Origin of the sequence: uncultured Sphingomonas sp., assembly GCF_946477935.1 — a bacterium.
GTDB lineage: Bacteria > Pseudomonadota > Alphaproteobacteria > Sphingomonadales > Sphingomonadaceae > Sphingomonas.
The window spans coordinates 1-19,824 of the sequence record NZ_CAMLAC010000050.1 but is presented as its reverse complement, the minus strand read 5'-3'; the positions used below and the strand labels follow the sequence as shown (position 1 = coordinate 19,824).

The window sequence follows — 19,824 nt, the reverse complement described above, 5'->3', positions numbered from 1 at the left end:
GCCTAGCGCACGCGCGGCCCGCCGAACGGCAGCGGCGGCGGCGGGCGGCGGTCACGCCGCGGCAACTGCGCCTGATAGGCATGGCCGCAATGCTGCACGCAATAGGGGAACCCCGGGTTCACCTTCTGACCGCAGAAATGGAAATCCGGCTCGCCCGGGTGGCCCAGCGGCCATTTGCAGATGCGGTCGTTAAGGTCGAGCAGTGTGGTCTTGCCCGCCATGTCGGCATTGGGCTTGGCCGGTACCAGGCGACGCGGCGGCGCCGGCGTCGACGGCGGCTGCTGCTCGCCGGGCGATTGACGCACGAAGCCACCAGGGCCGACCGACCGCAGCACCGGCTGCGGATCGCGCACCGGTTCCGGTGCCGGGGCAACCTCGCGAACCGGCTCGGGCGCCGACTCCCGCACCACCTCACGCGCGACCTCACGCACGGGGGCGGGCTCGGCCGGGGGTGGCGTCGGTTCCGGCGGCGCGGCGGCCACCGGCTGCTCCTTCACCTCCGGCTCATTGGGCTTCACCGGTGAGGGGCGCGCCTGCAGGCCCAGCCGGTGCGCCTTGCCGATCACCGCATTGCGGCTGACCCCGCCCAGCGCCTCGGCGATCTGGCTGGCGGTCTGTCCCGCTTCCCACATCGTCTTGAGCGTCTCGATCCGCTCGTCCGTCCACGACATCAACACATTCCCTGCATTTTACCGCGCCTGCATCACGCCACCGGTTGCGGGCGGCTCCGGCAGCGGTTACGCGCTTTGCCGATGAGCAGCCAGCCCCCAATCGGCGAAATCCAATCGGCGGTACAGCACGCCCCCGGCGTGCCCGTCATCCGGAACATCAACTGGGGGGGCCTTCGTACCCTCTATATCAAGGAGGTGCGCCGCTTCTTCAAGGTGCAGCTCCAGACGATCTGGGCGCCGGCGGTGACCACGCTCCTCTACCTGATCATCTTCACCACCGCGCTCGGCGGCCGCCATGCGGTTCCCGTCGCGGGACAGCAGGTTCCGTTCAGCGATTTCATCGCGCCCGGCCTGATCGTGATGGGGATGATGAACAACGCCTTCGCCAATGCCAGCTTCTCGCTGCTGGTCGGCAAGATCCAGGGCACGATCGTCGATTATCTGATGCCGCCGCTCTCCACCGCAGAGCTGCTTGCCGCGCTGGTCGGCGGCGCGGTGACGCGCGCGGTGCTCGTCGGCCTGACCGTCTGGCTCGCCATGGCGATCTGGCCGGGCGTCCATGTCACGCCCCATGCCTTTTTCGCGGTCGTCTGGTTCGGACTGCTCGGCTCGGCCTTCCTGGCGTTGCTCGGCGTGCTCACCTCGATCTGGGCGGAAAAGTTCGACCATGCCGCGGCCGTAACCAACTTCGTCGTGCTCCCGCTGTCGCTGCTGTCGGGCACCTTCTACTCGGTCGATTCGCTCGCCCCCACCTTCCGCGCGATCAGCCATGCGAACCCGTTCTTCTACATCATCTCGGGCTTCCGTTACGGCTTTCTCGGCCTCGCCGACTCGCCGGTCACGATGGGCGGCATCGTCATGCTCGCCGCCGACATCGCAATGGCAGTGCTCTGCTACGCGCTGCTTCGCAAAGGCTGGAAGCTGAAGAACTGAAGGAGCGCCCCGGTTCCGGCCGTTTGCAACTGCGGGGCGGGCCGTGGAAGAGCGGGACGTGGACCATGGTCCTCGGATATACCGTCGCCATGTGCAAGACAGACCCGCCCAGGATCGCCACCGATCAGATCAGCGCGTCATAACCCTCGGCGTTGAACTGGATCAGGCAAAAGCCATGGCCGAACGGATCGGCGAGCATCGCAATCCGGCCATAGGCAGCCTCTCGCGTCGGCGCCTCGACGATCGCTCCGGCGGCGACCGCCACAGAAACGGCAGCGTCCAGATCGTCGACGACGATGTCGGGATGGATCGGGGACCAGTGGCGCTCATAATGCCGGGTATCGCCTCCGGCCGGAGCGATCGCGCTGCCCTCCGGCTTGACCAAGAGGTATAAAGGCGCCTCCAGACCCAACAGCTCGACGAAATCGTCATCGAAGCGGCGACCGACGTGCAGCCCGAAAGCAGCGGTATAGAAGGCGATTCCCGCTGCCATGTCGGGCACGTCGATGTTGAGCAGAAGCTTCGGCATCATCCTGCCCCTTATCCCCCCAGCGCCTCCACCAGCGTCTTCACCTTCTGCTGGCGCCATTGCGGCAGCGGCGCGACCAGCCAATATCCCTGTCGCGATGGCAACGCGTCGCCCATCTGCACCAGCCGACCCGAGGCGAGATCGCGCGCCGCCAGCAGATGCGGCACCACCGCCCGGCCCAGCCCGGCGGCAGCGGCATCGATGGCCAGTCCGGCATCGGTCACGCGGATCAGCGGCGTGCCCTCCGGGCTGCCCGGCCAGCCGATCAGGGCGCCACCCGTCTTGCCCGGCGCGGCCACCACGACCATGCCGTCCGACTCCAGCGCCTCGCCTTCATGGCCGCCGGGGCCATCGCCCCAGCGGATCGCCAGATCCAGGTTCGCCTCGGTGAAATCCAGCCCTTCGTCCGCGGCGATCAGCGTGAACCGCAAGTCGCCGTCTCGGGCCGCGATCTCCGCCAGGCGCGGCATCAGCCACTTCTCGGTCACGTCGCGCGGCGCCGCGATGGTCAGCGACTTGGACGATTGCCCCGCCTGCATCGCCCGCACCGCTTCCTCGAACTGCAGGAAGCCGGCGCGCAAAGGGGCAAGCCCCGCCTCGGCCTCCGGCGTCAGTTCCAGCCCGCGGGTCGTGCGCCGGAACAGCACCACGCCCAGCGTATCCTCCAATGCGCGGATCTGCTGCCCCACCGCCGCCGGCGTCACCGCCAGCTCGTCCGCGGCGCGCGTGAAGCTCAGGTGGCGCGCGGCGGCATCCAGCACGCGTAAACCGTTCAGCGGCAGGTGGGTCCGCTTCAAGACGCCACCGCCGGCGCCAGCAGGGTGAAGCGCGGGATCGCCACGTCGAAGGTGACGCCGTCCGCCCCGATCATCCGGTACGTGCCCTGCATCGCCCCCGACGGGGTGGCGAGCGGACAGCCCGACACATAGTCGAAACTCGCCCCCGGCTCGATCAGCGGCTGCTCGCCCACCACGCCCTCGCCCTCCACCGAATGCCGCGCGCCGCGTCCGTCGGTGATCACCCAGTGGCGCGTCAGCAACTGCACCGCCGCCGCACCGTCATTCTCCAGGCGGATATGATAGGCCCAGAACCAGCGCCCGCGCGCCGGCTCGGATTGTTCGGGCAGATAGCTGACCGACACGCGCACGGTGATGCCCGCGGTGGTGGCCGCGTGCGGGAACAACGCCTTCACTGCGCCTTCGGTCAGGGCCATCAGCGTCTCCCTCGCAAGCCGCCGCGCATCGTCACAGGCCCGCCTGCCGCAGCGCCTGATCCAGATCGTCGATCAGGTCGTCGGCATCTTCCAGCCCGACGTTCAGCCGCAACATACCCTCGGATATGCCCATCTCCAACCGCTTGTCCTCGGCGACACCGGCATGGGTGGTGGAGGCCGGATGCGTCATCAACGACCGCGAATCGCCGATATTGTTCGAGATGTCGATCAACTCCAGCGCGTCGAGCAGTGCGTGCGCCTGGGCGCGGCCGCCATCCAGTTCGATCGCGAAGATCGCACCGGCGGCCTTCATCTGGCGCATCGCCAGTTCATGCTGCGGATGGCTGGGCAGGCCCGGATGCAGCACGCGGGGCACACGGCCCTCCAGGAAGCGGCCGACCTTCAGTGCGCTCTCCGACTGGCGGTGGATGCGCAGGTCCAGCGTTTCCAGGCCCTTCAGCACCACCCAGGCGTTGAACGCGGACAGGGTCGGCCCGGTGTTGCGGGTAAAGGGCAGCAGGGTGTTGGTGATGAAGTCCTCGGTCCCGCACACCGCGCCGGCCAGCACGCGTCCTTGCCCGTCCATCATCTTGGTCGCCGAATAGGCGGTGACGTCCGCGCCGAAATCCATCGGCCGTTGCAGCGCCGGGGTGGCGAACGCATTGTCCACCACGGTCACGATCCCGCGCTCGCGCGCGATGCCGCAAATCGCCTGCAGGTCGGCGATGTCCATCGTCGGATTGGCGGGCGTCTCGAAGAAGAAGACCTTGGTCTCGGGCTTCACCGCATCCAGAAACGCCTGCGGATCGCGCGCGTCCACCACCGTGGTGCCGATGCCGAACTTGGGCAGCAGCGTGTCGGTCAGCCAGCGGCACGATCCGAACGCGGCACGCCCGCCAACCAGATGGTCGCCGGCCTGCAACTGGCTGAGCAGCACCGCGGTCATCGCCGCCATGCCCGATGCCATGGTGCGGCACGCCTCGGCGCCCTCCAGTAGTGCGATGCGCTCTTCCAGCATCTGCACCGTCGGGTTCTGCAGCCGGGAATAGGTCATCCCTTCCTGCTCGCCCGCGAACCGCGCCGCCGCATCGCCCGCACAGTCATAGGCATAGCCGGAGGTGAGGAAGATCGCCTCGGACGTTTCGCCATATTCCGATCGCGCGGTGCCGCCGCGCACGGCCTGCGTCGCGGGACGCCAGCCGGCGGTGATCGAACGGTCCTGACCAGTCTTGCGCTTCATGCTCCTGCCTTTGCCGGGGCCGGCGATCATCGGCAAGCCCCGTTGCAGCCTTCCCAACCCCCACGCGCCGCGCCACCATGCGCGCCATGCCTGTGCACGCCCTTCTCCGCCGCCCCCTGCCCGTGGCGCTCCTGCTGATGGGAATCGCCCAGGCGCTGTTCACCTGGCGGCTGACCATCCCGCATCGCCTGGTCTTCGACGAGGTGCATTATGTGCCCGCCGCGCGCACCCTGCTGGCGCTTGCCGGTCACACCAATATCGAGCATCCCCTGTTCGGCAAAACCCTGATCGCGCTCGGCATCCTGCTGTTCGGCGATAGCCCCGCCGGCTGGCGTGCGCTGTCGAGCCTGGCCGGCACCGCGACGGTGGGGGGCGTGTTCTGGATCCTGTGGCTGACCACCCGGCGGCTGCGGCCCGCGATCATCGGCACGCTGCTCGCGCTGTTCAACTTCACCCTGCTCGTCCAGGCGCGGATCGCGATGCTCGACGGCTTCATGGCCGCCCTTGTCGTCCTCGCCGTCGCGGCCATGCTGTGGGCGATGCGCGGGCCCCATGCCACCACCCGCTGGACGCTGGGCGCCGTTCTGCTCGGGCTGGCCGCGGGAACGAAATGGACCGCCGTCCCCTATGTCGGCTATGCCGCATTCGGCATCGCCCTGCTCAAACACCATGATCCCACGCGCTGGCCCGGCCTGTCGGTCGTCCGCGCCTGGCTGATCCTCGGCCTGATCGGCGGCACCACCTATCTCGCCACCTTCGCGCCCGCCTTCTTCTACTCCGAAAATCCGCTGACCTGGGCGACGCTGCTGCCCTTTCAGCGCGACATCTATCATCAGCAGACGCAGATCCTGGCCCCCCATGTCTACCAGTCGGCCTGGTGGAGCTGGCCATTGATGCTGCGCCCGATCTGGTATTTCTACGACGTCGCGGACGGTGCGCAGCGCGGTATCCTGCTGGTCGGCAATCCCGTGGTGATGTGGGGCGGGCTGCTGGCGGTCGCCGCATGCCTCTGGGGGGCGGTGCGCGGCCGCAACGTCCGGCTGGGTGCAATCGCCGCGCTCTGGCTCGGCAGTTACCTCATCTGGGCGGTCATCCCCAAGTCACTCGGCTTCTTCTATTACTACTACCTGCCCAGCCTGTGGTTGCCGATCGTCATCGCGGTCGCCCTCGACCATTGGCGCGGTGCGTCGCGGGATTGGGACGATACCATCCTGGCCTGCGCCGCCGTGCTGTTCCTGTGGTTCTACCCGATCCTGTCCGCCGCGCCGCTCGCCCATGCCGGCTCGTTCCGCCGCTGGACCTGGCTACCCGACTGGAATTGAGTCGGTCGGGCACGACCCTTTCCATGTTGAAATTGAAATATCATCATAAGAATTTTTGCGACCTTGCTCTGCACATTCTTACATTATTCATGATTTATAGCGGTTTACGCCAGGTTCTTCTATGGGACCATATGGCTGGCATGTGCGCACCAAGCATGGGATAGTCGGACAAGATGTTCTCGAAACGGACCGTCAGCCATGCCATTTCGCCTGGAAGCCCAACGCCTCACCTTGATTGAACTGGAGCAGCAGGACATCATGGACGTGATCGACGCCGCGATGGACGCCTTGCGCTATTTCGAAGGGCCGGTGATGTCCGAAACGGGGCGGTTCGACGATCCGGCGCAGGCCAGCGAACAGATCATCACCGCCCGCCAGGCACTCGCCGACGCCACGGAGGCGCTGCACCGCGCCTATCCCGACCTTGCCGCGCCTCTGCCGTGAAACCCCGTCAGTACCGGCCCCAGACGAATTTCGACGACAGCGCATAGTTCCACACCGCACCGACCAACACGCCGACCAGCGCGGACGCCGCCCATTCGCTGCTTCGCACATCATGCAGGAACGCGGCGACGCCGACATTGGCAACCGCCCCCACCGAACACACCACACAGAACGACACCCACCCGTCGAGCAGCGCGCGTGCGCCCCGCAACCGCCGATCATGATAGGTCAGCGCGTTGTTCAGAAAGAAGTTGAACGTCATCGCCGTCGCCGTGGCGAGGATCTGTGCCAGCAGGAAGCTTGCCCCCGCCCCCAGAAAGACCAGGCTGAGCGCGGCCATGTGAACGCCTACCCCCAGCACCCCGATCGCCGAGAACATCGCAAAGCGCACCGGCACGAAGCGGCCGAACATCCGGTCGTACAGCGCGATCAGATATTCCATCGCGACGACGTGATCGAGTTTCGACTCGCCCTCGGTCCGCACCCGGAAGGTGTAGGGCATCTCGACAAAGGCCAGCGGCCGGGGCGAAGCGGTCATGATGTCGAGCAGGATCTTGAAGCCGATCGCCGACAATTGCGGCACCACGGCCCGCGCCACGTCGCTGCGGATCATGAAATATCCGCTCATCGGATCGGACAGGTCGGCCTTCAGCACGCGGCGTGACAGCCGGGTCGCCAGCGCCGACTTCGCCACCCGGTCGCGGTCCCAGTCGCCCGTGCCGCCGCCGGCCACGAAGCGCGAACCCACCACCAGTTCCAGCGTATCCTCCCGCTGCAACCGGTCCAGCATCGCCGGCAGCAGCGTCTCGTCGTGCTGAAGGTCGCCGTCGATCACCGCGACAAAGGGTGCCGCCGTCGCGCACATCCCCTCGATACAGGCCGAAGACAGGCCGCGCCGGCCGACGCGCTGGATCACCCGCACCCGGCCGTCCACCCGCCCCAAGGCGCGCGCGGCGTCCGCCGTGCCGTCGGGGCTGTCGTCGTCGACGAAGATCGCCTCCCACCGCCGTCCCGCCAGCGCCTGGTCCAGCCTGGCGATCAACACGGGCACGTTCGCCCGTTCGTTGAACGTCGGGATGACGACCGCAAGCTCCAGCAGGTCGGACATTACAGGCGGGCCAGCACCGCGTCCGTCATCGCCTCGGTCGACAGCGTACCGCCCAGGTCCGCGGTGCGCGCGCCGCTGCGAATCGCACCCGCCACCGCCGCATCGATCCGGTCTGCGGATGCCGCCTGCCCCAGCGAGTGACGCAGCATCATCGCGGCGGACAGGATTGCCGCGCAAGGATTGGCCTTGCCCCGACCCGCGATATCGGGTGCCGAGCCATGGATCGGCTCGTACAGCCCCTTGCCCGTCGCCCCCAGCGCGGCGGACGGCAGCATCCCGATCGATCCCGCGCACATCGATGCCTGGTCGGACAGGATGTCGCCGAACAGGTTGCCGGTCACGATCACGTCGAACTGGCCGGGATTGCGCACCAACTGCATCGCTGCATTGTCGACATACATGTGCGACAGCGCGACGTCCGGATAATCCCGCGCCACCTCCAGCACCACGTCACGCCAAAGCTGCGACGTTTCCAGCACGTTCGCCTTGTCGACCGAGGTCAGCTTGCCGCGCCGCTTGCGCGCCGTCTCGAAGCCGACGCGGGCGATCCGCGCCACTTCCGCCTCGTCATAGCGCATCAGGTCATGGCCTTCGCGCAGGCCCTCTGCGGTCCGCCCCTGCCCCTTGTCACCGAAATACACGTCGCCGGTCAACTCGCGCACGATCACCATATCGATCGCACTCGCCACCTCCGGGCGTAGCGCGGAGGCATCCTCCAGCCCCGCGAACAGCCGGGCCGGGCGAAGATTGGCGAACAGGCCGAAATGCTTGCGCAGGCCCAATATCGCCTGCTCCGGCCGGAACGCGCGTTCCAGCATGTCGTAGCGCGGATCGCCGACCGCGCCGAACAGCAGTGCATCCGCCCGCTCGGCCACCGCGATCGTCTCGGGCGGCAGCGGATGGCCCGCCGCCTCGTACCCGGCACCACCGACCGCCGCTTCCTCGAAGGTCAGCCCCAGGTCCAGCGAGTCGAGCACGCGCCGCGCAGCCGCCGTCACCTCCGGTCCGATGCCATCGCCTGCGAGTACCGCGATCATCGCCATCCTGAACCCCTTCTATCGTCTGGATCGCGTGCGTCTTGCCGGGCGCGCTGCCGTCACGCAACCGCCCTTTTCAACCGCTCCACCAACCGCTCGCGCGCGGCGAGCACGTCACCGCGTGTGCCCGGCAGCAGGTCGCGCGCCAGGAAATGCCCGGTGATGCGCAGTCCGTCAAAGATATCGGGCCAGTCCGCCGCGCCTCCTTCGCGCAGGAAATCGGGCAAAGGCAGCAACCTGGCCTCATAGCCCCGCGCCGCTTCCCGCGCCACCGCCGCCCCGCTGCGTGGGCTGACATAGCCCAGATCCTCGGTAACCCGGCTGACGGTGCAGGCCGACAGGTCCAGTCCGAAGCCCAGTTCGGCGAGCAGCAGCAATTCATACCGAACCAGCCCCGTCGCCCAGCCCCGCGCGGTGGGGGCCGCCGCGATCGCGCCCAGCACCCCGTCCAGCGCGTCATAGACCCGTGGATAGGGTTGCGCCTCCGGCAGCGCCGCCGCGGTCAGCGCGGCCAGCCATTCCAGTGCCCCGGCGGCCAGCGGCTCACCATGCAGCGTCGCGCGGGTATCGACCAGTTCCACGGTCAGCGCCGGCAATTGCTCCGCCGTGCGTGCGCGCCATTCCCCCATTATCGTGTTCGCCGGTTGCAGGATCGGCCGCAATGCGCGCGATCGGCCACCCCGGACATAACCGGGCTGCACCCCGTCGCTGCGCGTCAACGCGCGCACGATCGCGCCATGCTCGCCATTTGCCCGGATCGACAGGATAATGGCGGGGCCTGCGATGCGCATAAGGGCTCAGCGTCTAAGGTTTCGCACCCACCCGCGCAATGGCCCGAGCAGCGGCGACGCCGCCAGCCCGCGGCGTGCCAGCCCGACGCTCCCTTCAAATCCACCCAGTGCGGCCAGCACCGCCCGATTGACGATCGTCGGGCGCAGCATCAGCAGGTCCACGCAATCGGTGCCGCCGGTCGCCAGTTGCCGCTTGTGCTGCCCGCCGCCTTCCAGAAAATCGAACCAGGCAAAGCGATCGGCGAACAGATCGGCCAGTGCCGCCGCCATCAGCACCGTTCCCGGCGACCGATCGGCAAAGTCGGGATCATGTCCGACATGGTCGTAGCGCAATACCTGCCCCTGCCCGGTACAGCAAAGATAGGCGATGGGCCGTTCCTCCACGAACAGCGCCCAGGCACGCACCCGGTCATCGGCGGCGGCCGATGCGATCTCCTGCCGGAAGGTCGCATCGGCGGACAGCGCCGCATCCAGCCCATGGCGCGCCTGATAGGTGCGCGCCGCCAGCGGAATGGCCAGGTCCATGAAGGCGGCGATCTCGGCCACGCTGCGATACCGGCGCACATTCCCCTCCAGCCGCCTGGTCTTGCGACGCAGGGTGGACCGGGTCTGCCCCGATAAACCGGCCATCCATGCATCATGCCCGTGACGAAGGTCGATATGGTAGCGGGTATAGCGCTGGCGCACCCCGACCAGCGGCCAGGTCCCTGCCACCGTCGCCAGATGTTTCGCGGGCAGCGAGGTGATGAAATAACCGTCCGCCGCCTCGATCGGCGGCAGAGTCGGAAGCGTATCGGCCAGCACCGCCTCCAGCTCCAGCGCCACCCGCTCCAGATGCCGGGGCATGGCGGCCAGGGTGCGCGCGCCGATCTGGAATTTCAGCGTGACCCGCGTCGCGGTCACGCCTGCCGCTCTTCCACCAGGTTCGACCAAAGCTGTTCCGCCTGCCGCCAGCGGGTCCGCAGGGTATCGGGGCCAAGCAACTGGTCGGCCTGACCCAGCCGCAGGTCCGGCATCTCCGCGAAATGCCGGGTCGGCAGCACGGATGCCATCTGGTGCAGCGTTTCGCACAGCGCCTCGAACCGGCGGACATGCACCGCGTTAGCGCGGGTGGCCGATCGGTTGGCCAGTTCGAAACTGTGGCTGACGATCGTCACCGCGCCGTGCCCCGACGCGGCGGCGTGTTCCAGCGCATCGCAGCTTTCCTCGGTCGACAGCGCGCAGATCTGGAAGGTTCGCAGATGGCCGGGCCGATCCTCGATCACCGTCACCGGCACCTCGATGATGCCCTCGATGATGCCATGCGCCCCCGGCTGCCATGCGACAGGCGCCACCTGCCTTGCGGGCAGCGTGATGCGGCTGTGCTGCGGCTCCGCCCCGTTATGACTGCTGTCATAGGTGAAGCCCAGCGCGGCGAGTGCCGCCAGCGTGTCGTCATTGGCGGCATAGCTGCCGGCACGGAACGCCACCGGACGCGGCGCGCCCGCCGCCATCAGCAGCTCGGTCGCGCGGGCCAGCACCGCCTGCTGCTCGTCGCGATCATATTCATACAGTTGGAACCGGTCATGAGCGGCGCCGCGATCACCGGGGCGCGCCTGCTGCCAATGGGGATGGCAGTGCAACTGCACCTCCTGTCCCGCCGCCAGCACCAGGTCCACCATCCGCCGGACGGGATCGATGCCAAAGATTTCCGCCGGCATCGGGTCGATGAAGAAGGTCGCCTTCAGCGCATGCCGGCGCAGGACCTCCAGTTGATAGCTCAATCCGACGCCCATCGGCTCGATCGAGCGTTCGTAGATCGCCGCCATGCCCAGCCCGGCGCGGTGATGGCGCCAGGCGAATTCGGTATCCACGGTCAGGAAGACGGGCGTCACCATGGCCCTGTCCGTATCACAGGATAATGAACATTTCGCTTGGCGGTTCTTACTACCGCTCAGCGCGCGTGGTAAAAGTCATAGACCTGCTGCGCGACCCCCGCCGATACGCCCGGCGCCCGCTTCAGGTCTTCCAGGCTGGCGTTGCGCACCGCGCGGCCAGTGCCGAAATGCATCAACAGCGCCTTTTTGCGCGCCGGGCCGATGCCGGGTACCTCGTCCAGCGGGCTGGCGCCCATCGCCTTGGCGCGCTTCTCGCGGTGCGCGCCGATGACGAAGCGGTGCACCTCGTCGCGCAGCCGCTGCAGGTAGAACAGCACGGGCGCGTTGACCGGCAACTGGAACTCGCGTCCGTCCACCATGTGGAACACCTCGCGCCCGTCGCGGCCGTGATGCGGCCCCTTGGCGACGCCGACCAGGCAGACATCCTCGATCCCCAGATCCTCCAGCACCGCCTTGGCCGCGTTCAACTGCCCCCGTCCGCCATCGATCAGCACCAGGTCGGGCCAAGTGCCGTCGTCGCGATCGGGCGCTTCCTCCAGTTGCCGGGCGAAACGGCGGCGGAACACCTCGCGCATCATGCCGAAATCGTCGTTGGTCTGCGCTTCGTTGCCCTTGATGTTGAATTTGCGATACTGACCTTTGCGGAAACCCTCCGGGCCCGCGACCACCATCGCGCCCAGCGCATTGCTGCCCTGGATGTGGCTGTTGTCATAGATTTCGATGCGGTCGGGCGGCTCGGGCAGATCGAACAACTCCGCGACTTCGCGCAACAATCTGGCCTGCGTCGTACTCTCCGCCAGCCGCCGCTCCAGCGCCTCCACCGCATTGCGCTTCGCCTGGTCCATCAACCGCCGCCGATCCCCCCGCTGCGGCACGCTCAGCGACACCTTATACCCCGCCCGCTCGCCCAGCGCCTCGCTCAGCAGCGCGCCCTCCGCCAGATCCCGGTCGAGCAGGATCGACTTGGCCGGCGGCACCTCCTCGTAGAATTGCGTCAGGAAGCTTGTCATCACCTCGTCCTCGGGCACATCGGTGGTGTGCGCGGGGAAGAAGCTGCGATGTCCCCAATTCTGGCCGCCGCGGATGAAGAAGGCCTGGATGCCGATCACGCCGTCCTTACAGGCCAGTGCAAAGATGTCCGCATCGCCCACCCCCTCGGCATTGATCGCCTGCGTCCCCTGGATGAAGGTCAGCGCCTTCAACCGGTCGCGCAGCACCGCCGCCAGCTCGAAGTCCATCGCCCCCGCCGCCGCCTGCATCTGCGCGCCCAGCTTCGCCTGCACCTGCGTCGACTTGCCACCGAGGAAGCTCTTCGCGTCCGCCACCAGCTCCGCATAGCCCGCCGCATCGATCCGCCCCACGCACGGCGCCGAGCAGCGCTTGATCTGGTAGAGCAGGCACGGCCGGTCGCGCGTCTTGAAGAAGCTGTCGGTGCAGGATCGCAGCAGGAACAGCTTCTGGAGGGCGTTCAGCGTGTTGTTGACCGACCCGGCACTCGCGAACGGGCCGTAGTAATTCCCCACCGCTCGCCTTGCACCGCGATGCTTCTGCACGCGCGGAAAATCATGATCCGAGCGAAGCAGGATGAAGGGGAAGCTTTTGTCGTCCCGCAGCAGCACGTTGTAGGCGGGGCGGTAATGCTTGATGAGCTGCGCCTCCAGCAGCAGCGCCTCCGCCTCGTTGTTGGTCGTGACGATGGTCATCGACCGGGTCAGCGAGACCATGCGCTGCAACCGCTTGGGCAGCCGGTCGACCTGGGTGTAGTTCGCCACCCGGTTCTTCAGCGCGCGCGCCTTGCCGACATACAGCACGTCGCCGCGCGCATCCTGCATCCGGTACACGCCCGCGCGCAGCGGCAGCGTCGCCAGCACGTTGCGGATCGCCGCCACCCCCGTCGCCAGATCGGGCGTATCGGCGCCGCGGATGGAAAAGGTGGACTTTTCTTCGTTGAAACGGTCGACGGTTTTCTCGGACATCGCCCAGGGATTTAGGTGCGGTCAGCCCGCCCTGCCAGCCTCAAGGCTCAGCCGAAACGGAAATTGACCGGTTTGGCCAGAGCCGCATTGCCGTCGAACGCCTGCGCCCTGAACGGCCCATTGCGTCCGACCCAGTGGCAGAACAGATGCGCCGACCAGCCATTGGGGTTCGGCGTGATCCGTCCATGCCGGCGATGCACGCCCCGGTACAGCACCGCATCGCCCGGCTCCATCGACAGGCTGGCAAACGGTCGCCCCTCGAAATCGGCGGTCACCTCCGGCTTGGGATCGACCAGCGCCTCCCCGCCCACCTCCAGCGGCCACGCCTCGCCGTCGCTATAGTCCAGCGTCAGCGACAGGCTGTGCTCGCAGGACGGCCGATCCGAATGCACCCGGCACACATCGCCGTCGCGGTAGATGCGGAAATAGTCGTAGGTCGGCAGCAACGCCTCCCCCACCAGCGTCTCGATCGTCGGCGTCAGCGCCCAGAGAAAGCCGAGCAGCGGCGGGTAGTGATAGCCGTAAAGCTCCACCGCCGGCCGTGCCAGCAACGGCGATTCGCGCGCGATCGACTCTAGCCGCCCGCCCGCGCCTTCGATCTCGCTTTTCATCTGGTTGAGCAACGCGTTGCACACCGTCCGCGGGATCAAACCCCGGACGAGCGCATAGCCATCCCGCTGATAATCGCCGGTAATTTCCATGCCGGATGGCTATCGCGCCGGGCCCTCGCGGACAAGTCAGGCGGTGGCGAAGAACTTCGTGCCCATTACCCCGATCACGGTCAGCGCCATGAACGCCACCTGCACGCCGTTCAGGCGGTCGCCGAAGAGCACCGCGCCGCCGATCACCACGCCCACCGCGCCCAGCCCCGTCCAGATTGCATAGGCGGTCCCCGCGGGCAGCCCGCGCATCGCCAGCGCCAGCAACCCCATGTTCACGAAGCTGAGCGTGATCGGCACCGCAGACGCCTGCCACGTCGCCACGGTCGCTGCCCATTTGAGGCTCAACGCCCAGCAGATTTCGGAAAACACCGCGATACCCAGAATGACCCACGCCATCGGATTGCTCCTTTGCAACGGGCTCGTGTCTGACAAGCCCGGCGCCGGAAACCCGAAAGAGGCGGCGGGCAAAAAGAAAAAGAGGGGCAGCGCCAATGGCACGCCCCTCTCATACCCCTCGTGACCGAGGGGACTATGCGTCGATCAGTTCGGCCGACCCAGCCCCGCGATCGTGCGATCCACCATCGCGCGGTCCGAAGCCACACCGTGATGCTCCGCGATCAGCAGCCCGGCAGCCTTGGCGGCCGCCTCCGCTGCGCGCGCCCGCACTTCGGCCAGCGCCTGGCGCTCGGCCGCGGCGATCTTGTCCTCGGCCATCTTGGCGCGGCGGTCCATCAACTGCTCGGCGTCGGCCTTGGCCTTGGCCAGAATCTGGTTCGCCTCCGCCTGGGCATGGGCGCGCATCGTCTCGGCATCGGCATGTGCCGACTTCGCCTTGGCCTCATATTCGGCCTTCAGCGCCTCGGCTTCCTTGCGCAGCTTGGCGGCTTCATCGAGCTGCGAGCGCACTGCGGCGATGCGCGTGTCGAGCGTGCGGCCGATCGCGGCCGGCACCTTCTTCACGATCAGGCCGATCAGCACCACCAGCGCCGCGATCGCGACCCAGCCGGTCGAATCGAAGCCGAACGCGGTCGGGCTGGCGACATGCTCCGCGCCGCCCGGCTCGGTGGTGGAGCCGTGCAGCCCCTCGCCACCGCGCACCGCATGCGGCTCCAGCCCCTCGGCCGACGCCGCGCCGGCCAGGTTCTCCGCCACCAGCGCGCTGCCATTTGCATTAGCCATGCGCCGTCACCTTCCGCACCGCATCCGCCGCCGCGTCCTGGCCCACCTGGACCCCGGACAGCTTGGCGACCAGATCGCGCGCCGCATCGGCGGCCACGCCCTGAAGATTGGCCAGCGCTTCCGCCTTGGCGTTCGCGATGGCAAGGTCATGATGCCCCAGCCGCTCGGCCAGGTCGGCATCCGCCGCCTTCACCTGCGCCTCGAAGGCCAGCGCCGCGCGCTGCTTGGCGGCATTGGTCTCGGCCTGCGCCGCGACCCGCGCCGCGTCCATTTCGGTCCGCCACGCCTCTTCGACCGTATCGGCCTGTACCCGCGCGGCCTCGGCCGCGGCGAGATCGCCGGCGATACGGGCTTCACGGTTGTCGACGGTCGCCTGGATCTTGGGCACCATTCCGCGGCCGACCACGAAGTACAGCAGGCCGAAGGTAATCAGGAGCCAGAAGATCTGCGACGCATAGGTCGCTGCGATCTGAGCAATCTGTGGCATGGGGTCCTCGTGGCCATGTCCACCGGGCGACCAGCATGGCCGCCCGGCGCAACGACAATATTAGGCGACGAACACCAGGATGATCATCGTCACGAAGGCGAGCAGGCCGAGAAGCTCGGCACCCGCGAAGCCGATGAACAGACGGCCCTGCTGGCTGTCTGCGGCGCCCGGGTTGCGCAGCGCGCCTTCCAGGAACTTGGCGAACACGTTACCCACGCCCAGCGAGGCGAGGCCCATGCCGATCGCGGCCAGACCGGCACCCAGCATCCGTGCAGCTTCTGCGTCCATTTCACTCACTCCAGTTCAAAACAGGTTACAAAAATTCGCAAAGGGTCACGACCCGGTGGGTCTCCTGCCGATCAGTGCAGGTTCACCGCGTCGTTCAGGTACACGCTGGTCAGCAGCGCGAACACATAGGCCTGGATCGCCGCCACCAGCAGTTCCAGCAGCGTGATGCCGATCATCAGCAGGAAGCTGGGCACGGTGATGAGCGCGGCATAGGCCGGACCCAGGTTGATGCCGTTGATGACGAACGCCGCCAGCACCTTCAGCAGGATATGCCCCGCGGTCATCGCGACGAACAGTCGCAGACCCAGCGAAAAGGGGCGCACCAGGAAGCTCATCAGCTCCACGACGAAGATCAGCGGGATCATCAGCTTGGGCGTGCCGTGCGGCACGAACAGCGCGAAGAAGTGGAAGCCGTGGCGACCGAATCCGACAATCAGCACGATCGCGAACGAGATCAGCGCGAGCACGCCGGTGACGGTCAGGTGGCTGGTCACGGTGAAGGGGTGAACGCCCGGCACCACGCCGAACGGCATCAGACCGATGATGTTGGCGAACAGGATGAACATGAACAGCGAGAAGACGTAGGGCAGGAAGCGCTTGCCCTCCGGCCCGATGTTCGACACCAGCATGCCGTTGACGAAGCCGGTGAAGCCCTCGACCGCGGCCTGCCAGCGGCCGGGCACCAGATCGCGCTTCATGCCGCCGATCATGAACACCCACAGCGCGACCAGCGTCACCACCATCCACAATGCGGAGTTGGTGAAGGACAGGTCGTATCCGCCGACGATCCACTTCTGGCCGAACACCGGTTCGATCAGGAACTGGTGCATCGGATCGATCTTGCTACCCGATTCTGCCGCCACGCCCGTTTCCCACATACGAAGAACGCCCGGTTATTCCGGGCGCTCGCCTGATATCCGAATAATCTGCCTGAACGCGACGGCTATCCCCAGGAACAGCATCACGATCAGTCCCCAGGGCGCGGTGCCGATCCAGCGGTCCATAAGCCAGCCGATCAACGCGCTGCCGACAAGACTTCCGATCAGCGCGGAGATGATGCGACTGCCCTGGGCATAGCCCTTGTCGGCGTCGACCTTCACCCCCTGCCGCGACGCTTCACGAGCCCTGGCATCCCGCAATCGCTCGTCGAGCGCGGAAAGCCGCGGGTCCTCCGCGCCGTGGAAATCCTGTCCGGGTTCGTTCTCCGCCACGCGCCCACCTCGCCTTTTGAACCTGTCAGCCGGGAGGAAAGCGCACGAACGGCGAGCGACCCCGCCAAGGCGCCGTCCGTTTAGAAAGCACGGGGACCCAAGTCAACCGGCTGGGGGCGGAAGTGTCACAATTGACCGCTGCCTGCCCTCTCCCCTGCGGGGAGAGGGAGGGGCCGCCCAGCAGCGCAGCACTGTTGATCTACCCCTCACCCTTCCCACTGCCTGGGCGGCAGCGGGCCCCTTCCCTCTCCCCAGAGGGGCGAGGGAGAAGACGACCCCCACTAGAATATCGTATGCCCGCCGATACCCCACATCAAACGCAACGCGAATCCCGCTCCGGCGCCGCGCCGGTGCGCGTCTTCCACACGCCGTCCGGCCCCTTGTACTTCTCGCCCGCACTGGTCTGCGCGATCAGGTTGCAACCGCTGGTGAACGCCATCTGCTCGACGGTCGCGCCGCTGCCCTGCGCCTTCTGCGTGTACGCGGCCTTGCGCTGGATATTGATGTTATTGACCAGCGCGCGCAGGTCTGGGGTCGCGGCACCCACGATGCCGATATAGCCATCCGGCTGCTCGCCCACCTGCCCGGCCGCGCGCGCCGCGGCATAGGCCGGATCACGCTGTGCCCAGGCCGCTGCCGAAAGGCCGCCGATCGCCGCACCCGCGATCATTATCTTCACCACGAAGCTGCGCATCTTAGAATATCCCCGGATTCTGCTGGATCAGCGACTTCGCCTCATTGTCCAGGCGGTACACCACTTCCTGCGTCACGTTGATGTTGAGGTTGATCTCGATCGGCTTGTCCGGTGCCGAGATGTTCACGCATCCCGCCGGTACCATGCCGACCAGCGCGATCATTGCCGCCCCAGCCATCTTCCCCAAGATCGGTGTCCTCTTGTCCATCGTCAATCCCGTCTCGTTTTTGGCACGGCTCCGCTTGCCGGCGGCTGAATGACCCCGCTCATGGGGGCAGTGCCGGTGGGCGGTGCTGCACGCTTGTTCTGTTCTTCGATCAGGCTCTGCAGGTTGCGCTGCACCAGCCGCTTGGGGTCCCAGAAGGACTGGGCGGAATCGAGCAGCCCGCGAAACGGCGCCTTGATCCGGATGTTGAACACGAAGGGCAGGCGCTGGAGCCGGCGGATCAGGAAATTTGATTTGGCGCCCTTGCCCTGGCTCACGCCCGTGAAGCGCACATCGGTGACCATCTCGCCCGCCAGCGGCCCGTTCATCGTCATGTTCAGCGTGCGATAGCGCAACGAACGCAGCGCGCCGAACGCCAGATTGCCCCAGAACCCCAGATCCTTCTGGCTGAGGTCGCCGACATAGGCGAGCGTCCCCCCGCCCTCGCGCATCCCCAGCGATCCATGCTCGATCCGGCCGCCGCCTTCGTCGAACACCATCGGCAACGCGCCGTCGAACACGCCGGTCGCGTTCAGATTCTCGAAGTCGAACTGTTGCAGGAACTGGCCTGCCGACGCACCGCGCACATGGAACGTCAGGCGCCGTTCGGCGGCTTGTGAAAAGTCGAGCAACGTCGGGTCCAGCGTCAGCGATCCGCCCGCGAACGGCCATGCCCCGCCCTCCACCTTCACCCGCGTGTCGCGCAGCGTCTGGTACCGGATCACGCCATCGGTCACCGCGATGCCGGGGTTGATCGACTTGATCCGGGCCACCTGGTCCGGCGCGCTTTCCAGCGCCAGCAGATCGGTGAAGCGTATCATGCCGGTGATCCCCGTCACCGGGCCGAAGGCGGCGGCCAGATCGGTGCCGTCGGTGGCGAAAATGCCGGTCGAGGTGACGCCGTCCGGCCCCCAGGCGATATGCCCGTCACCGCGTACCGTCCCCCGCACATCCGCGATCACGCCATAGGTCACCATGGTCAGCAGCGTGGGCTGGAAACTCTCCGTAAAGGTCAATCCGGGCACACGCAGCGTCGCCGCGCCCGTCCCGCTCGACAATCGGTGATCGATGGTGACATCGGCGACCTTTACCGACTGCGACGGCTCGAACAGCGTTCCCGCGGCATGAATCGCGCCGTTCACCAGCGACAGCGTCACGTCGCGCGCCGCCATGCGCTGGAACCGCGGCGTCTCGGCGGCATCGTCCACATCCAGCGTACCGTTCAGGGTCAATGCCCCACCCGCCAGCCGCCATGTGCCGCGCGCGCCATTCAGCAGCAGCGGCACATTGGCGATCTGCCCGCCGGCGCCAGCAAAGAACCCGCTCACGGCGCCGCCATCGATCCGCCCTTCCAGCCGCCCGACATCCAGCCGCGTCACCCGCTCCGCGCTGCCCAGTCGCGCCGCGACATCGCTCAACACGAAGCCGCGGTCGGACAGGCGCAGCGTCGCGTCATCCGCCGCCAGCGTCACCGGCGTGCCGCCCAGCCGTCCCGCCAGCCGTGCCGCTGCCACCTGCGCGCCCCCGCGCACCTGCCCGCCATCGATCCGCACGACCGCCCCGTCCACCGGACACAGCCGCACCGCCACCCGGTCCAGCACCAACCCCGACACCGCCAGCCGCTCCGCCGTCACCGGCGCGCAACCGGGATTGACGACCAGCCGCTGCCGCCCGTCCCACCGTGCCTCCACCGGCACCACCAGCCGCTCGATCCGCCCGTCGCCCAGCGGTCCGGACAGCACCGCTCGCGTCTCGATCTGCGTCGCGCCGCTCAGCGCCGCCGAAAAGCGCATGCGCTCCAGCGCCAGCATCGCGCCGCCCGACCGATAGGGCGCCAGCGTCGCGTTACCACGCACCGGCGCACCGGCACGCGCCTGCGCCAGCGTCGCCGTCACCTGCGGCATCCCCCCGCCCGCCACCGCCAGCCGCGCGTCGATGCGCACGCCCGCCGCAGCAC

At 67.4% G+C, this 19,824-nt stretch carries 24 protein-coding genes; 3 read left to right on the top strand and 21 right to left on the bottom strand.

Going from position 1 to position 19,824, the window contains the following annotated elements; all coding sequences use genetic code 11:
- Window positions 1-2: 2 nt before the first annotated feature.
- Window positions 3-671 carry a GcrA family cell cycle regulator gene (locus Q0U08_RS07655; protein ID WP_298090715.1) on the bottom strand — a complete coding sequence of 223 codons (669 nt, stop codon included), beginning with the start codon at window positions 669-671 and terminating at the stop codon, window positions 3-5.
- Between the two features lie 81 nt (window positions 672-752).
- On the opposite strand from Q0U08_RS07655, the gene Q0U08_RS07650 reads away from it, so the two are divergent.
- Window positions 753-1,604, top strand: a complete 852-nt coding sequence (locus Q0U08_RS07650; protein WP_298090713.1) for an ABC transporter permease — start codon at window positions 753-755, stop codon at window positions 1,602-1,604.
- Between the two features lie 124 nt (window positions 1,605-1,728).
- On the opposite strand, the gene Q0U08_RS07645 is transcribed toward Q0U08_RS07650, so the two are convergent.
- The 4 genes from Q0U08_RS07645 to Q0U08_RS07630 are packed head-to-tail and all read right to left on the bottom strand — an operon-like array spanning window position 1,729 to window position 4,586.
- Complete coding sequence (locus Q0U08_RS07645; protein ID WP_298090711.1) at window positions 1,729-2,133, bottom strand: VOC family protein; 405 nt, start codon at window positions 2,131-2,133, stop codon at window positions 1,729-1,731.
- Between the two features lie 11 nt (window positions 2,134-2,144).
- Entirely contained in the window at window positions 2,145-2,930 is a 786-nt protein-coding gene (locus tag Q0U08_RS07640) for a LysR family transcriptional regulator (protein ID WP_298090710.1), read from the bottom strand.
- The gene (gene apaG, locus Q0U08_RS07635) at window positions 2,927-3,325 is read right to left on the bottom strand and encodes a Co2+/Mg2+ efflux protein ApaG (protein WP_298090721.1); all 399 of its coding nucleotides are present in this window, start codon (window positions 3,323-3,325) and stop codon (window positions 2,927-2,929) included. Before apaG ends, Q0U08_RS07640 begins: the two co-directional genes overlap by 4 nt.
- Before the next feature lie 52 nt (window positions 3,326-3,377).
- Entirely contained in the window at window positions 3,378-4,586 is a 1,209-nt protein-coding gene (locus tag Q0U08_RS07630; protein WP_298090709.1) for an aminotransferase class I/II-fold pyridoxal phosphate-dependent enzyme, read from the bottom strand.
- Window positions 4,587-4,663: 77 nt separating this feature from the next.
- Between Q0U08_RS07630 and Q0U08_RS07625 the strand changes: the two genes are divergently transcribed.
- Complete coding sequence (locus tag Q0U08_RS07625; protein ID WP_367271105.1) at window positions 4,664-5,908, top strand: phospholipid carrier-dependent glycosyltransferase; 1,245 nt, start codon at window positions 4,664-4,666, stop codon at window positions 5,906-5,908.
- Window positions 5,909-6,106: 198 nt separating this feature from the next.
- Window positions 6,107-6,352: a hypothetical protein gene (locus tag Q0U08_RS07620; RefSeq protein WP_298090708.1), complete on the top strand. Its 246-nt coding sequence runs from the start codon at window positions 6,107-6,109 to the stop codon at window positions 6,350-6,352.
- Between the two features lie 7 nt (window positions 6,353-6,359).
- On the opposite strand, the gene Q0U08_RS07615 is transcribed toward Q0U08_RS07620, so the two are convergent.
- From Q0U08_RS07615 to Q0U08_RS07540, 16 genes are all read right to left on the bottom strand, one after another.
- Complete coding sequence (locus Q0U08_RS07615) at window positions 6,360-7,460, bottom strand: glycosyltransferase family 2 protein (RefSeq protein ID WP_298090706.1); 1,101 nt, start codon at window positions 7,458-7,460, stop codon at window positions 6,360-6,362.
- Window positions 7,460-8,503, bottom strand: coding sequence for a 3-isopropylmalate dehydrogenase (gene leuB / locus Q0U08_RS07610; protein WP_298090704.1), 1,044 nt, complete (start codon window positions 8,501-8,503; stop codon window positions 7,460-7,462). The genes Q0U08_RS07615 and leuB overlap by 1 nt, the downstream gene beginning before the upstream one ends.
- 53 nt (window positions 8,504-8,556) lie before the next feature.
- Window positions 8,557-9,288, bottom strand: a complete 732-nt coding sequence (gene recO / locus Q0U08_RS07605) for a DNA repair protein RecO (protein WP_298090703.1) — start codon at window positions 9,286-9,288, stop codon at window positions 8,557-8,559.
- A 6-nt stretch (window positions 9,289-9,294) separates the two neighbouring features.
- On the bottom strand, window positions 9,295-10,191 hold the full coding sequence (locus Q0U08_RS07600; protein ID WP_298090701.1) for a GNAT family N-acetyltransferase: 897 nt from the start codon (window positions 10,189-10,191) through the stop codon (window positions 9,295-9,297).
- A complete protein-coding gene (locus Q0U08_RS07595; RefSeq protein ID WP_298090700.1) occupies window positions 10,188-11,165 on the bottom strand; it encodes a polysaccharide deacetylase family protein in 978 nt (325 codons plus the stop codon). The genes Q0U08_RS07600 and Q0U08_RS07595 overlap by 4 nt, the downstream gene beginning before the upstream one ends.
- 56 nt (window positions 11,166-11,221) lie before the next feature.
- The gene (gene uvrC, locus Q0U08_RS07590; protein WP_298090699.1) at window positions 11,222-13,141 is read right to left on the bottom strand and encodes an excinuclease ABC subunit UvrC; all 1,920 of its coding nucleotides are present in this window, start codon (window positions 13,139-13,141) and stop codon (window positions 11,222-11,224) included.
- A gap of 47 nt (window positions 13,142-13,188) precedes the next feature.
- Window positions 13,189-13,842 carry a hypothetical protein gene (locus tag Q0U08_RS07585; protein ID WP_298090698.1) on the bottom strand — a complete coding sequence of 218 codons (654 nt, stop codon included), beginning with the start codon at window positions 13,840-13,842 and terminating at the stop codon, window positions 13,189-13,191.
- 36 nt (window positions 13,843-13,878) lie between these two features.
- Window positions 13,879-14,199: a multidrug efflux SMR transporter gene (locus Q0U08_RS07580; RefSeq protein WP_298090697.1), complete on the bottom strand. Its 321-nt coding sequence runs from the start codon at window positions 14,197-14,199 to the stop codon at window positions 13,879-13,881.
- A 144-nt stretch (window positions 14,200-14,343) separates the two neighbouring features.
- The gene (locus tag Q0U08_RS07575) at window positions 14,344-14,982 is read right to left on the bottom strand and encodes a hypothetical protein (RefSeq protein WP_298090696.1); all 639 of its coding nucleotides are present in this window, start codon (window positions 14,980-14,982) and stop codon (window positions 14,344-14,346) included.
- Window positions 14,975-15,469, bottom strand: a complete 495-nt coding sequence (locus tag Q0U08_RS07570; RefSeq protein ID WP_298090695.1) for an ATPase — start codon at window positions 15,467-15,469, stop codon at window positions 14,975-14,977. The genes Q0U08_RS07575 and Q0U08_RS07570 overlap by 8 nt, the downstream gene beginning before the upstream one ends.
- Before the next feature lie 60 nt (window positions 15,470-15,529).
- Window positions 15,530-15,757, bottom strand: a complete 228-nt coding sequence (locus Q0U08_RS07565; protein WP_298090694.1) for a F0F1 ATP synthase subunit C — start codon at window positions 15,755-15,757, stop codon at window positions 15,530-15,532.
- A 71-nt stretch (window positions 15,758-15,828) separates the two neighbouring features.
- Window positions 15,829-16,620 (bottom strand): F0F1 ATP synthase subunit A, encoded by a 792-nt coding sequence (locus tag Q0U08_RS07560; RefSeq protein ID WP_298090692.1) that lies wholly within the window; start codon window positions 16,618-16,620, stop codon window positions 15,829-15,831.
- 30 nt (window positions 16,621-16,650) lie between these two features.
- Window positions 16,651-16,968 carry an AtpZ/AtpI family protein gene (locus Q0U08_RS07555; RefSeq protein WP_298090691.1) on the bottom strand — a complete coding sequence of 106 codons (318 nt, stop codon included), beginning with the start codon at window positions 16,966-16,968 and terminating at the stop codon, window positions 16,651-16,653.
- A gap of 313 nt (window positions 16,969-17,281) precedes the next feature.
- Entirely contained in the window at window positions 17,282-17,662 is a 381-nt protein-coding gene (locus Q0U08_RS07550; protein ID WP_298090690.1) for a YdbL family protein, read from the bottom strand.
- 1 nt (window position 17,663) lies between these two features.
- Window positions 17,664-17,840, bottom strand: a complete 177-nt coding sequence (locus tag Q0U08_RS07545; RefSeq protein WP_298090717.1) for a YnbE family lipoprotein — start codon at window positions 17,838-17,840, stop codon at window positions 17,664-17,666.
- Window positions 17,841-17,872: 32 nt separating this feature from the next.
- A partial coding sequence (locus Q0U08_RS07540) for a YdbH domain-containing protein (protein WP_298090688.1) occupies window positions 17,873-19,824 on the bottom strand: 1,952 nt, incomplete at its 5' end.